The 14473-nt window shown below is 68.9% G+C and carries 9 protein-coding genes; 8 read left to right on the top strand and 1 reads right to left on the bottom strand.

Going from position 1 to position 14473, the window contains the following annotated elements:
* Positions 1-67: 67 nt before the first annotated feature.
* The 3 genes from HUA76_RS36505 to HUA76_RS36515 all read left to right on the top strand — a co-directional run bounded on the left by HUA76_RS36505 (position 68) and on the right by HUA76_RS36515 (position 8156).
* The gene (locus HUA76_RS36505) at positions 68-4123 is read left to right on the top strand and encodes a chitobiase/beta-hexosaminidase C-terminal domain-containing protein (RefSeq protein ID WP_174463462.1); all 4056 of its coding nucleotides are present in this window, start codon (positions 68-70) and stop codon (positions 4121-4123) included.
* A 182-nt stretch (positions 4124-4305) separates the two neighbouring features.
* Positions 4306-7584, top strand: coding sequence for a chitobiase/beta-hexosaminidase C-terminal domain-containing protein (locus HUA76_RS36510; protein WP_254614714.1), 3279 nt, complete (start codon positions 4306-4308; stop codon positions 7582-7584).
* A 113-nt stretch (positions 7585-7697) separates the two neighbouring features.
* Positions 7698-8156: an Rrf2 family transcriptional regulator gene (locus HUA76_RS36515; RefSeq protein ID WP_217440687.1), complete on the top strand. Its 459-nt coding sequence runs from the start codon at positions 7698-7700 to the stop codon at positions 8154-8156.
* A gap of 21 nt (positions 8157-8177) precedes the next feature.
* Here the strand turns inward: HUA76_RS36515 and HUA76_RS36520 are convergent, their stop codons facing one another.
* The gene (locus HUA76_RS36520; protein ID WP_141643735.1) at positions 8178-9776 is read right to left on the bottom strand and encodes an ABC-F family ATP-binding cassette domain-containing protein; all 1599 of its coding nucleotides are present in this window, start codon (positions 9774-9776) and stop codon (positions 8178-8180) included.
* A gap of 212 nt (positions 9777-9988) precedes the next feature.
* Here HUA76_RS36520 and tgt point away from each other — a divergent pair, with 212 nt between their 5' ends.
* From tgt to HUA76_RS36545, 5 genes are all read left to right on the top strand, one after another.
* Positions 9989-11158: a tRNA guanosine(34) transglycosylase Tgt gene (gene tgt, locus HUA76_RS36525; RefSeq protein WP_174455814.1), complete on the top strand. Its 1170-nt coding sequence runs from the start codon at positions 9989-9991 to the stop codon at positions 11156-11158.
* Positions 11155-12000, top strand: coding sequence for an MnmC family methyltransferase (locus tag HUA76_RS36530; protein ID WP_174463464.1), 846 nt, complete (start codon positions 11155-11157; stop codon positions 11998-12000). Before tgt ends, HUA76_RS36530 begins: the two co-directional genes overlap by 4 nt.
* A 168-nt stretch (positions 12001-12168) precedes the next feature.
* The gene (locus HUA76_RS36535) at positions 12169-12696 is read left to right on the top strand and encodes a hypothetical protein (RefSeq protein WP_174463465.1); all 528 of its coding nucleotides are present in this window, start codon (positions 12169-12171) and stop codon (positions 12694-12696) included.
* 221 nt (positions 12697-12917) lie between these two features.
* Positions 12918-13445, top strand: a complete 528-nt coding sequence (locus HUA76_RS36540; RefSeq protein WP_141643724.1) for a hypothetical protein — start codon at positions 12918-12920, stop codon at positions 13443-13445.
* Positions 13446-13576: 131 nt separating this feature from the next.
* The gene (locus tag HUA76_RS36545; RefSeq protein ID WP_174463466.1) at positions 13577-14440 is read left to right on the top strand and encodes an alpha/beta fold hydrolase; all 864 of its coding nucleotides are present in this window, start codon (positions 13577-13579) and stop codon (positions 14438-14440) included.
* Positions 14441-14473 lie beyond the last annotated feature (33 nt).

Raw genomic sequence — 14473 nt, forward strand, 5'->3', positions numbered from 1 at the left:
CTCCGACAGCCCCGTTATCCGTTCCCCCCGCTCAGCGGGGCGTGGACGCGCATGCCATGGATATTTGATGTCTCGGACTGTGTTGTTCCTCATCCGCCCCTTGTCGGCATTGCTCTGCCTGGGGGTTCTCACGAGTGCATGTGGCGACGCGGGGTCGGGCCCCGGGCCGACGCCGCCCGGGTCTACGGACACCGTCGCGCCCACCACCGTGGCCTCTCCGGCGGGGGGACTCTTCAACAGCCCTCGCACGGTGACGCTCACCTGTGATGACGGGACGGGCTCCGGCTGCGAGGCCACGTACTACACGCTGGACGGCAGCGCTCCGACGACGCGGTCCATCCGCTACTCGGCCTTCGTCATGGTGGAGGCCAGCGCCACGCTGCGCTTCTTCTCCGTGGACCATTCTGGCAATAGCGAGAGCGCGCGCTCGGCGGAGTTCGTGGTGGACGTGGACCCTCCGGTGGTCTCCGCGTCTCCGGGTTCGGGTACCCACGATGCTCCGCTCATCGTGACGCTGACGTGTGATGACGGCACGGGCTCCGGCTGCTCTCGCATCCACTACACGCTGGACGGCGCTGTCCCTTCGGAGACGTCTCCCCTCTACTCGGCCCCGCTCACGTTGATTGCCGGCGCGCGGCTGCGCTTCATCGCCATGGACCGCGCAGGCAACGCGTCGCGGGAGGGCACGGAGCTCTACTCGTTCGACAAGGGCGGGCCTGCCTCCGCCGCCACCCCTCGGGGTGGGGTGTTCGCCGGTCCGACGCAGGTGGCGCTCACGTGTGATGACTCGGGCGGTTCCGGCTGTGCAAGCACCCGCTACACGTTGGATGGCACGGCGCCGACGCTGGATTCCCCCGTGTACGCAGGCCCGCTCCAACTCACCACCACCACCACGGTGCGCTTCTTCTCCATGGACACGGAGGGGAACCGCGGGGACCTGGTCATCGAGACGTATGTCATCGATACCGCGCCGCCCACCGCGTCCGCGACGCCTCGGGGTGGCACCTACTCCTCGGCGCAGTCCGTGACGCTGAGCTGCGAGGACACCGGGGGCGCCGGCTGCGTTGCGCTGCACTTCACGACGGATGGCACCTCTCCCACGACCGTCTCCGCGCGCTATGGGCAACCCCTGGCGCTCTCGTCGTCGACGACGCTGCGCTTCCTCGCGGTGGACGGTGCTGGGAACCTTGGACCGGTGGTCTCGGAGGCGTACGTCATCGATACCGTGCCGCCCACCGCGTCCGCGACGCCTCGGGGTGGCTCCTACTCCTCGGCGCGGTCCGTGACACTGAGCTGTGACGACACGGGGGGCTCCGGCTGCTCCGCGCTGCACTTCACGACGGATGGAACCTCTCCCACGACCGCCTCCGCGCGCTATGGGCAACCCCTGGCGCTCTCGTCGTCGACGACGCTGCGCTTCCTCGCGGTGGACAGTGCTGGGAACCTTGGCCCCGTGGTCTCGGAGGCGTACGTCATCGATACCGTGCCGCCCACCGCGTCCGCGACGCCTCGGGGTGGCACCTACTCCTCGGCGCAGTCCGTGACGCTGAGCTGCGAGGACACCGGGGGCTCCGGCTGCTCCGCGCTGCACTTCACGACGGATGGTTCCTCTCCCACGACCGCCTCCGCGCGCTACGTGCAACCCCTGGCGCTCTCGTCGTCGACGACGCTGCGCTTCCTCGCCGTGGACGGCGCTGGAAACCTCGGAGCCACGGTCTCGGAGGCGTACGTCATCGATACCGTGCCGCCCACCGCGTCCGCGACGCCTCGGGGTGGCACCTACTCCTCGGCGCAGTCCGTGACGCTGAGCTGTGACGACACGGGGGGCTCCGGCTGCTCCGCGCTGCACTTCACGACGGATGGCACCTCTCCCACGACCGCCTCCGCGCGCTACGCGCAGCCCCTGGCACTCTCGTCGTCGACGACGCTGCGCTTCCTCGCGGTGGACGGTGCCGGAAACCTCGGTGCCACGGTGACGGAGACCTATTCCATCATGCTGGCCCCGACCACCGTGGCTCAGCCCGAGGGCGGCCTCTTCCGGACCCCGCAGACGGTGACGCTCGTGTGCACCGACGGCGCGGGCCTCGCCTGTGCGGGGACCTGGTACACGCTGGACGACAGCGAGCCGACGCCGACGACGGGAACTCCGTATACCGGCCCCATCTCGCTGTCCTCCACCACGCGCCTTCGCTTCGTGTCGAGGGATTCGGTGGGCACCCTGGAAGCGTCCCGCCTCCAGGTCTACACCTTCGACGTGACGGCCCCGCTCACGCAGGCCGAGCCTCCCGGAGGCACGTTCAACGGCCCCGTCACCGTGCGGCTCACGTGCACGGATGCGCCCGCGGGCTGCCGTGAGACGCGCTACACCCTGGACGGCACGGCGGTCTCGAGCAGCTCGCCGCTGTACACCGCGCCCATCGTCCTCGGGCGGAACACCACCGTGAACTTCAAGTCGGTGGACAACGTCGGGAACGAGGAACCGGGGCGGCAGGAGATCTACACGTTGCCCGATGTGGCCAACAACGCCTCGTCGCAGATCGATTGGCTGCGTGGCGCGGCGGACGGCGCCCAGCCCATGCTGCCCATCAATGGAGCCATCGTCACCTTCGTCAAGCCGGGCGTGGGCGACCCCACGAGTGATGGCCCGGGCATCTTCCTCCAGGCGAAGCAGGAGGGGCCGGCCATCTTCGTGTCGGTGAACCCCGCCGGACTCGTCCCGCCTCCAGTGGCGGGTGACTGGGTGAGTGTCCGGGTGAATCACCTGCGCACCGTGAACGGCCTGCGCCGCGCGAGCATCGACACCAGCAGCTACGCCGTGCTCGCCAAGAACTTCCCCGTGGCGACGCTGGCCCAGGAGGTGAGTTCCGTCGATCTGCCCCTCGTGCGGGACATGTTCGACTCCGAGCTCATCTCGCTGCAAGGTGTCATCAACGGCGCCTTCACTCCCTCCGGCACGGGCCATCTCCAGGCGCCCTTGACGACGTCGGCCATCCCCGTGGGCTCCTCCAGCGCGGCCCAGTTCCGTCTGCGCATGGTGGCGACGGTGAACGACACGGTGGAGCTGACTCCTGGTTGCACGGTCTCTCTCACTTCACCCCTGTGGCACTACGTGTCCGCCTCGGCGTCGACGCAGCCCTCCCTCTGGGTCCCCGAGCAGCTCACCTCGCAGACGTGCCCGTCCCCGGCTGTCATCGAGACGAAGGCCCTGAGCGCGACGAGTGTCCTGGTGCGGTTCGACCGGCGGCTGGATGCGGGCAGTCTCCTGGGGAGCGGTGCCCAGTTCTCCATCACCGCCCTTGGCGGGCTCGCCGTCACGGGCGCGACGCTCCAGTCACCCACGGAGGTGGTCCTCACCACGGCGCCGCAGACTCCCCGCCAAGGCTATGACCTCAAGGTCGCCTCGACGCTGAGGGACAGGAGGGGCGTCGGCGTGCAGGCCCCGACAAACAGCGGTTTCTTCCAAGGCTTCTCGATCTCCGCGCGCCTGCGCATCACCGAAGTCGCGCCCAACATGACGGGCGGCCGCGACCTCGTGGAGCTGCGCGTGCTGCAGTCCGGCTCGGTGGGGGGCATGACGCTGTTGCTGGACGGGGGCCCCGCGCCGCTGGCGACGTTCCCCGAGGTGGAAGTGCAGGCCGGCGACGTCATCGTCATGCACCTCAATCCAGACCTCGTGCAGGAGGATGCGGGGCCGCAATCAGAGACGCTCGGGCGCACGGAGTTTCCGCAGGCGGCGTTTCCCGCGAACCATGACTCCGCGTGGGACTTCCACAGCGGCGCCACCGTCAGCCTCCCCACGGGCAACCGGGTGCTGCGTGTGCGGGACGCCCAGGGGGCCGTCCAGGATGGCCTCGCCGTCACGGTTCAAAGCAACACCAGCGCCGGTTTCCTGGGCGAACTCCAAACGCTCCAGGGTCAGGGCCAGTGGTCACCCACGAACTGTGGCGGTGTCCCCTGCACGTACTCCACGCTCCCCACCGCCTGGAGCGTCTCCGTCAGCTGGTCGTCGGCCTTCGTGTCGACGGGGAAGCAGATCACCCTGGGCCGTGTCACTTCCGTAGACAGCAATAGCGCCTCGGACTGGGCCGTGGGCACGGGGACCTTTGGACTCGTGAATCCCTGAGCCCCAACCGAAGGACTCCTTCGCGGAGGGCCGCCGGAATTTGAAACTTCCGCGAGGCTCCGCTATCAGGCGGTGGTGCGTGCCATCCACGGATGGCACACGGCGCCGTTCCCTCCCCCGACAGCCCCGATATCCGTTCCTCCCCGTTCGCGGGGAGTGGACGCGCATGCCATGGATTCGCGATGCCTCGGTTTGTGTCGTTCTTCTCTCGTTCTCTGTGGGGAGTGCTCTGCACGTTGGTGCTGACGAGCGCGTGCGGCGGAGGAGGCTCGGATCCCGTCCCCACGCCCCCCGGGCCCACGGACACCGTCGCGCCCACCACCGTGGCCTCTCCAGCGGGGGGCCTCTTCAACAGCCCGCGCACGGTGACGCTCACCTGTGCTGACGGGACGGGCTCCGGCTGCGAGGCCACGTACTACACGTTGGATGGCAGTGCTCCGACGACGCGGTCCATCCGCTACTCGGACTTCGTCATGGTGGAGGCCAGCGCCACGCTGCGCTTCTTCTCCGTGGACCGGGCGGGCAACAGCGAGAGTGCGCGCTCGGCGGAGTTCGTGGTGGACGTGGACCCTCCGAAGGTCACCATGTCGCCGGGCTCGGGGATTTATGGCGTTCCGCTCGTCGTCACGCTGACGTGTGACGACGGCACGGGCTCCGGCTGCGCCCGAATCCACTACACGCTGGACGGCGCCATCCCCTTGGAGACCTCGCGACTCTATACGACGCCGCTCACGTTGCTGGCCGGGGCACGGCTGCGCTTCATCGCCCTGGACCGCGCAGGCAACGCCTCCGCGCCGGGAGCCGCGCTGTATACCGCCGACATGACCGGGCCGGACTCCGTCGCCACGCCTCGGGGGGGACTGTTCGCCGGCCCGACACAGGTCGCGCTCGCGTGCAATGACGCGGGGGGCTCCGGCTGTGCTCGCATCCACTACACGCTGGATGGCAGGACGCCGACGATGGACTCCCCGGCGTACGGCGGCCCTCTTCAGCTCACCAACACCACCACGGTGGTGTTCGTCGCCGTGGATGTGGTGGGAAACCTTGGCGAGCTGGGCATCGAGACGTACGTCATCGACACCGTGCCGCCCACCGCCTCCGCGACGCCTCGGGGTGGCGCCTATTTCTCGGCGCAATCCGTGACGCTGCGCTGCGAGGACACGGGGGGCTCCGGCTGCTCCGCGCTGCACTACACGACGAACGGCACCGCGCCGGGCACCACCTCACCGCGCTACACGGAGCCGCTGGCGCTCTCGGCGACGACGACGCTGCGCTTCCTCGCGGTGGACAACGTGGGAAACGTCAGTCCCTCGGTGACGGAGACCTATTCCATCCTGGTGGACCCGACGGCGCCCACCACCGTGGCACAGCCCGAGGGGGGCGTGTTCCGGACCCAGCGGACGGTGACGCTGGCGTGCGGCGACGGCGCGGGCAGCGGCTGCGCGGGGACCTGGTACACGCTGGACGACAGCGAGCCGACGCCGACGACGGGAACTCCGTACACCGCACCCCTCACGCTCTCCGCCAACACGCGCCTGCGCTTCGTGTCGAGGGATGTCGCCGGCAACCTGGAAGCGTCCCGCCTCCAGGTCTACACCTTCGACGTGTCGGCCCCGCTCACGCAGGCCGAGCCGCCTGGAGGTACGTTCAACGGCCCCGTCACCGTGCGGCTCACCTGCACGGATGCACCCGCGGGGTGCGGCGAGACGCGCTACACGCTGGACGGCACGGCGGTCTCGAGCAGCTCGCCGTTGTACACCGCGCCCTTCGTGCTCGCGCGCAACACCACCGTGAACTTCAAGTCGGTGGACAACGTCGGGAACGAGGAGCTGGGGCGGCAGGAGATCTACACATTGCCCGACGTGGCCACTGTCGCGTCGCAGCAGATCGCCACCGTGCGTGCCGCGGCGGATGGCAACGTGCAGAGACTGCCCATTGACGGCGCCATCATCACCTTCGTCAAGCCCGGGGTGGGCAACCTGACGAATGACGGCCCGGGCATCTTCCTTCAGGCGACGCGCGAGGGACCGGCCCTGTTCGTGGAGTTGAACCCCTCCGCGGTTTCGCCTCCTCCGGTGGCGGGAGACTGGGTGGGCGTCCGCGTGCTCAATGTGCGCACCGGCAACGGCCTGCGCCGCGCGACCATCGACCCCAGCAGCTACACCGTGTTCGCCAGGGACTTCCCCGTGCAGACGCTGGCGCAGGATGTGAGCGCCATCGACCTGCCCATGGCTCTGGAAAACTTCGAGTCCGAGCTCATCTCCCTGCGCGGCGTCATCAGTGGCCCCTTCTCCGCCTCGGGCACGGACCACCTCCAGGCGCCCCTGACGACGGTGGGCGTCCCCGCGAACTCGTCCAGCGCCGCCCAGCTCCGGCTGCGCATGGTGGCGACGGTGAACGACTCGCTGGAGCTGGTGCAGGGCTGCGACGTCTCGCTCACCTCTCCGCTGTGGCGTTTCGGGACGGTCTCCGCGTCGACGCAGCCTTCCCTCTGGGTTCCCGAGCAGCTCACCGCGCAGACGTGTCCGCCCCCGAAGGTCCTCGGGGCGTTCGCGCTCTCCTCGACGACCGTCCTGGTGCGCTTCGACCGGCGGCTGGATGCGGGCAGCCTCCTGGGCAGCGGTGCGCAAATCACCATCCCCGGGCTCTCCGTCACCGGCGCGACGCTGCAGTCGCCCAAGGAAGTGGTCGTCACCACGCCGCCGCAGACTCCGCGAGGCAGCTACAGCGTCCAGGTCGCCGCGACGCTGCGGGACCTCAAGGGGGACGGCGTGCAGGCGCCGAACAACACCGCCTCCTTCCGGGGGTTCGCGACGCCCGCGCGGCTGCGAATCACGGAGGTTGCTCCCAACATGTCGTTCAACCGCGACCTGGTGGAGTTGGTCGTGCTCCAGTCCGGACCGGTGACGGGCATGACCCTGATGCAGGACGGGGGCTCCGAGCCGCTCGCGACGTTCCCCGACGTGGAAGTGCAGGCCGGCGACGTCCTCGTCATGCACCTCAACCCGGACCCCGTGGGCGAGGCGGGGCCCCGCTCGGAGCTGAGCGGGCCCATGGAGCATCGCCGGGCGCTGTATCCCGCGACGCATGACACCGCGTGGGACTTTCACAGCGGCGCCACCTTCAGCCTCCTCCCGGGCAACCGGGTGCTGCGCGTGCTGGACCCCTTCGGCGCCACGCAGGACGGCCTCGCGGTCTCCATTGGGACCAACGCCTTCGCTGGCTTCCTGACGGACCTCGCGCTGCTCCAGTCCCTGGGCCAGTGGATACCCGCGACGTGTGGCGGTGCCCCCTGCACGTACTCTTCCGCCCCTTCCGCCTGGGACATCACCGTCGCCTGGGCGCCGGCCTTCGCGTCGGCTGGAAAGCAGACGACCCTGCGCCGTGTCACCGCTGGAGACACCCACGCGGCCGGAGACTGGGCCGTGGGGACGGGTAGCTTTGGACTCGTGAATCCCTGAGTCCCGGGGCTCCCAGCGGACGAGCGGCCCGGCAGTCGGGGAATGCCGGGTTGCACGCCGTCAGGGCGGGCGATAGGTAACCATCGGAGTCTCCATTCCAGCCCGGAGGGTGAGTGAACAGCCGATTCACCATGGCGGCGCACATCGTCGCGATGCTCGCGAAGTGCTCCGGTGACGCGGCCGGTCCGCTGACGTCCGAGGCGATGGCGCGCAGCATCCAGACGAACCCCGTCGTGGTGCGGCGGCTCTTGGGAGACCTGGCTCGCTCAGGGCTGGTGGAGACGAAGCGGGGCGTTCGCGGAGGCGTGACGCTGGCCCGGCGCCCCGAGGACATCACCCTTCGGGACATCTACGAGTCGGTGGAGGAGGGCGCGGAGCTGTTCGGCAGGCACCCGGTGGGGCCCGCTCCGGACTGCGCCATTGGCCCCTGCGTGGCCGACTACCTGGAAGGCGTCTTCGGCCGCGCGGAGGCCGCGCTGAAGCAGAGCCTGGAAGGCACCACCGTGGCCCAGATGTCCGCGGACCTCAACGCCCGCTTCCTCGCGCTCAACCCGCCGGAGAAGACGGGCTGAGCGACAGGCGGGCCCTTCACGTCAGCGGCGCTGGGCCGCGACGGCCGCGTGCTTCTCGCGGAACTCCGCGTAAGGGCCGTTGAAGTCGAGCACCTCGCGGCCCGCCTCGAGCGACCAGATGCGCGTGGCGACCTCGGAGATGAGCTCCTGGTCATGCGTCACGACGATGACGGTGCCCTCGTACTTCTGGAGGCCCTCGGCGAGCGCGGAGATGGACTCCAGGTCCAGGTGGTTGGTGGGCTCGTCGAGCACGAGGACGTTGTCCTGCATGATCATCAGCTTGGACAGCAGCAGGCGCACCGTCTCACCACCGGAGAGGGTGTCGGTGTTCTTCATCCGCTCCTCGCCGGAGAAGAGCATCCGGCCGAGCACGCCGGAAATCTCTTCGTTGGTGAGCTTGTCGTGCAAGTCGCGCAGCCAGCCGAAGCAGGTGGTGCCCTTGCGCACGACGCCGTGGTGGTCCTGCGGCAGGTAGCCGACGGAGGCCTGGTGGCCCCAGCCAATCTTGCCGGTGTCCGGCTCGAGCTGCCCGGCGAGCATCCTCACCAGGGTGGACTTGCCCACGCCGTTGCGGCCGATGACACAGACGCGCTCGCCCTTGCACACCAGCGCGTTGAAGGGGCGGATGACGGGCACGCCGTCGAAGGACTTGCTGATGCCCTCCACCATGAGCGTCTGCTTGCCGCTGACGACCTTCTGGTCGAAGCGGATGAACGGCCGCGCGATGTTGGAGCGCTTGAGGTCGTCCGACTTCAGCTTGTCGATCTGCTTGATGCGGCTCTGCACCTGCGAGGCGCGGGTGCCGGCGTGGAATCGCGCCACGAAGTCCTGGAGCTGGGCGATCTTCTTCTTCTTCTCCTCGGTCTCGGACTCCACGCGGGTGCGCAGCTGGGACTTCTGCCGCACCATGTCGTCGTAGCCACCGTTGTACTGGATGATGGCCTCGTAATCGATGTCCGCGATGTGCGTGCAGATGGAGTTGAGGAAGTGCCGGTCGTGGCTGATGGTGATGAGCACGCCCTCGTACTCGTGCAGGAAGTTCTCCAGCCAGCGGATGGAGTCGATATCGAGGTTGTTCGTGGGCTCGTCGAGCAGCAGCCCCTCGGGCTTGCCGAACAGCGCCTGGGCGAGCAACACGCGCAGCTTGAGGCCGCCGGTCAGCTGCCGCATGGGGCCCTCATGGAAGGCCTCTTCGATTCCCAGGCCCGCCAGCAGCGTGGCCGCGTCGCTCTCCGCCGAGTAGCCATCCTCCTCGGCGATGACGCCCTCCAGCTCGCCCAGCCGGTTGCCGTCCTCGTCGGTGATGTCCGACTTGGCCAACAGCTTGTTCTTCTCCGACATGGCCGCCCACAGGGGCAGGTTGCCCATGAGCACGACGTCGAGGACGCGTTCCTCCTCGTAGCGGAAGTGGTCCTGGCGGAGGATGCCCAGCTTGCGCGGCCGGACGATGTTGCCCATGTCGGCTTCCTCGTCTCCGGCGAGGATCTTCATGAACGTGGACTTGCCCGCACCGTTGGGGCCGGTCAGGCCGTAGCGGCGGCCCGGAGAGAAGGTGACGTTGACCTCCTCGAAAAGCTTCTTGGGCCCGTAGGCCTTGGAGACGTTGATGACGTTGAACATGGCGGGCGCGTTGTAGCGGAATTGACGCGGAGCGGCCAAGGCTGCGTGGAATCGCGACCCATCCGTCTCGCGGTGACCTCATGAAACGCCCGGCAGGCGACGAAAAATGCCCTGAAATGGCGGGGTCTTGAGTCCCCGTCCGGCTGGCAGGCGGGGGGACGGGCGACAGGGGTGGACCATGGGGCGGGGATGACGGGTATAAGGCCCCGCCCATGGCCGTCCGCTTCGAACTCCTCACCACCGACCCCACCGGCGCCCGCGCCGGAGTGCTTCACACCCGGCGCGGCTCCTTCAGCACGCCCATGTTCATGCCGGTGGCGACCCATGCCGCCTTCCGGCATCTGGGCATGGAGGAGGTGAAGGAGACGGGGGCCAGCATCCTGCTGGCGAACACGTACCACCTGATGCTCCGGCCCGGCGCGGAGGTCTTCCAGCGCTTTGGCGGCATCCATTCCTTCATGCAGTGGGATGGGGGCGTGCTCACCGACTCGGGTGGTTTTCAAATCTTCTCCCTGCCGGAGGACCGGCTCATCACGGAGAAGGGCGCGCACTTCCGCAGCTTCTACGACAACAGCCGGCAACTGCTCAGCCCCGAGTCGAGCATCGCCATGCAGCAGTCCATCAACTCCGAAATCATGATGGTGCTGGACGTGTGCATCGACTCGCGCACGGACGAGGCGGGCACGCGCGAGGCGATGGAGCGCACGCACCGGTGGGCGGTGCGCAGCCTGGCGGCGAAGGCCAAGGTGGACACTGGACAGGCGATGTTCGGCATCGTCCAGGGCGGCGTCTTCCCGAACCTGCGCGACGAGAGCGCGGAGTTCCTGACGAAGCTGCCCTTCGACGGCTTCGCCATTGGCGGGCTGGCGGTGGGGGAGACGAAGGCGGAGCGCGAGTCGATGACGTTGCGCACCACCGCGTCGCTGCCGGCGGACAAGCCTCGCTACCTGATGGGCGTGGGTACGCCGACGGACCTCATCGAGGCGGTGCTGCGCGGCGTGGACATGTTCGACTGCATCATCCCCACGAAGATGGCGCAGCAGGGCTACGCGTACACCTTCCAGGGACTGGTGCGCATCACCCGCAACGTGTTCCGGCTGGCGGACGAGCCGCTCGACGCCGAGTGCGACTGCTACGTGTGCAAGCGCTACACGCGCGGGTATCTGCATCACCTGATGCGCGGCAAGCACCACCTGGGCTCGCGCTTCCTGTCGGTGCACAACGTGCGGCACTACCAGAAGCTGATGGCCCGCATCCGCGCGGGGATTCTCTCCGGCACCTACGAGCAGGTGGCGCGCGAGCTGAAGGTGGCCATCGCCACGCCCAAGGACCTGAAGGAAGGGGCGAGCGCGAACGAGGTGACGCTGAAGGAAGTCGGATGAGCGACGAGGCCAACCCGCGCGACGGGGACTTCGAGCTCGTCACGCTGCGCAACGGCTCGCGCGCGGTGCGGCACCTGGGCCATGGCGAGGTGATGCACCCCTCGGTGGGCCCGTGGAAGGAGGCCCTGGGCCTCTACGTGGAGCAGCCCCGGCTGGGGGAGCGGCTCTCCCAGGAGGGCCCGCCGCTCGTCATCCACGACGTGGGCCTGGGGGCCGCCACCAACGCGGTGGCCGCGCTGACGTGCGCGCGGGAGTTGGGGGTCGCTCGGCGGCGGACGCTGGAGGTCATCAGCTTCGAGGTGGACCTGGCGCCGCTGCGGCTGGCGCTGGCGGACGCCGCGGGCTTCCCGTTCCTCCAACCGTTTCGTCAGGCGGCGGAGGCGCTGATGCGTGACGGCGTGTGGGAGGAGGACGGCCTGCGCTGGCGGCTGCACCTGGGAGACGCGGTGCCGTTCCTGGACGGGGCGCTGCCCGTGGCGGACCTGGTGTATTTCGATCCGTTCTCTCCCGCGTCGAACCCGGACATGTGGACCGAGGGCGTGCTCGCGCGGGTGCGCCGGCACTGCCGTGAGGATGGCGAGGGCGCGCTGCTGTTGACCTACAGCGCGGCGACGCCCACGCGGGTGACGCTGCTACTGGCCGGCTTCTTCGTGGGGGCGGGTGCGTCCACGGGGACCAAGGGTGAGACGACGGTGGCCTCCACGCGGCGCGAAGCGCTGGCATCGCCGCTGGGTACGCGGTGGCTGGAGCGCTGGACGCGCTCGTCGTCCAGGGCGCCCCATGGCGCGACGTTGACGCCCGACGTCGAGGCCCGCGTGCTGGCCCATCCGCAGTGGCGTTGATTCAATCCTCGTGTGAGGGGATGGGCGCTCAATTCCTGCTCATGCACGGGAATGCATGTGCGAGTGAGAGCGCGTCCCTTGGGACGAGGGTGCAATGGGAGCGGGTGAAGCGAACCGCTAAGAGGTGAGCGTCCGCGGGAGAGTCCAAGGCGGACGAGGAGTCTCGCCATGCGGCCTTTCTCGCATTCTCGCCTCGCTCCGCTGTTCTCGTCCTTCGTCGCGACCCTGGCGCTGTTCGCGGCGCCCGCGAGCGCGGAGCCGGTGCTGCTGACCTGCCCCGGCATCGTCCAGGCCCAATACTCACCGGGCATGACGAACACGCCCCGGATGATCACCTCGACGGCGAGCGGGACGTTCGGCCCGTGCGTCGGGGTTCCGTTGTCACTCCTCTCGACCTCATTCGTGGCGGGGGGCATGGGCACGTTGAGCTGCGTGGGGGGCTCGAACCAGCTTGGCGCGCAGCTCAACTGGAGCGACGGTTCGGTCAGCCACCTGGACACGAGCATCCTCATCACCGTCAGGCCCTTGGGCGAGGTGGTGGCGACCTATTCGGGGACGGTGGTGGGCGGACGGTTCCAGGGGGCCAGCGTGCTCATCACGTTCGTGCTCGCTCAGACCCAGGTGCTGGGATGTTTCACGGAGGAGGGAGTCACCGCCACGGTGGGACCGACGGTCCTGACCATCACCGGCTCCTGAACAGGGGACGCATCTTTGGGGCCCGCGTGCGGGCCCATCCGTGGTGGCGCTGATTCAATCCATTGGCGATGGAGGGTGTACTCAATCCCTGTTCATGCAAGGGAATGCATGGGGGAGTGAGAGCGTGTCCCTTGGGACGAGGGTGCAATGGGAGCGGGTGAAGCGAACCGCTAAGAGGTGAGCGTCCGCGGGAGAGTCCAAGGCGGACGAGGAGCCTTCCCATGCCGCTTGTCTTGCGTTCTCGCCGCGCCCCGCTTTTCTCCGCCTTCATCGCGACCCTGGCCCTCTTCGCGGCGCCCGCGAGCGCGGAGCCGGTGCTGCTGACCTGCCCCGGCATCGTCCAGGCCCAATACTCACCGGGCATGACGAACGCGCCCCGGGTGATCACCGCGACAGGGGACGGGACGTTCGGTCCGTGTGTCGGGGTTCCGTTGTCACTCCTCTCGGCCTCATTCGTGGCGGAGGGCACCGGCATGTTGAGCTGCGTGAGCGGCACGAACCGGCTTGACTCGCAGCTCAACTGGAGTGACGGCTCGGTCAGCAACCTGGACACGAGCGTCGTCATCACCGTCAGGCCCTTGGGCGAGGTGGTGGCGACCTATTCGGGGACGGTGGTGGGCGGACGGTTCCAGGGGGCCAGCGTGCTCATTACCTTCGTGCTCACTCAGACCCAGGTGCTGGGATGTTTCACGGAGGAGGGCGTCACCGCCACGGTGGGACCGACGGTCCTGACCATCACCGGCTCCTGAACGGGGGACGCATCTTGGGGGCTCCGGCCACTCCGGGACGGCTGGCGGCCCCCGCTGTGAGTGCCTCGCACCCGGTCCACGTGTCCGGGGCGCGAGACAGCGGGCGCGGTTCGCGGTATCCGGACAGGGCCATGAGCAAGGCCCTTCAACTGGATGACTGGGGCGGCACCGGCCCCGTGCTGCACCTGGCGCACGCCAACGGCTTTCCGCCGGGCACCTACCGCAAGCTCATCGAGCGCCTGAAGACGCGCTACCACGTCGTCTCGGTGCGGAGCCGTTGCCTCGTGCCGGGCTCGGACCCGCTGTCCATGCGGACCTGGAACGACATGGCGGACGAGCTGGCGCAGGCCCTGCGCGCCGCCGGGCTGGAAGGTGTCGTCGGCGTGGGGCACAGCATGGGCGGCGTGGCGACGCTGCTCGCGTCCGTGAAGGACCCCGGCCTCTTCCGCGCCATCGTCACGCTGGACCCCGTGTTGTTCTCGGGGATGCGCAAGCTGGCGCTCGACGTGCTGACGCTGCTGGGCCAGCGCAGTCGTGTGCCTCCCGCGAGCTTCGCGTGGCGTCGGCGGGAGCACTGGAACTCTCGCGAGGAGGCCGCCGCGAGCTACCGCAAGAAGCCCCTGTTCCAGAGCTTCGACCCGGAGTGCTTCCAGGACTACCTCACGCACGGACTCACCGAGGCACCCGAAGGCGGGTTCCGGCTGACCATCCCCCGTGCCTGGGAGGCCCGCGTCTTCGAGACGACGCCCGTGGGCATGTGGCGGGCGCTGCGCTCCATCGCGGTGCCCACCCTCATCGTGCGGGGGCGTGACACCCGCACGCTCGCGGAGTCGGCCTTCGCGCGTGCCCGGCGAGTGGTGCCAGGGGCCCGGCTCGAGGAGTTTCCCGGCGGGCACCTCTTTCCGCTGGAGGACCCGGAGGGGTGTGCCCTCCGCATCCTCGCGTTCCTCGACTCGTTGGAAGCGCCTGCCACACAAGCCCGGCAGGCGCGCTGAACACTGCGAGTGCCCTGGCCAGTGGGGCCAGCG

Source organism: Myxococcus sp. CA056 (genome assembly GCF_013336715.1).
Classification (GTDB): Bacteria; Myxococcota; Myxococcia; order Myxococcales; family Myxococcaceae; genus Myxococcus; species Myxococcus llanfairpwllgwyngyllgogerychwyrndrobwllllantysiliogogogochensis.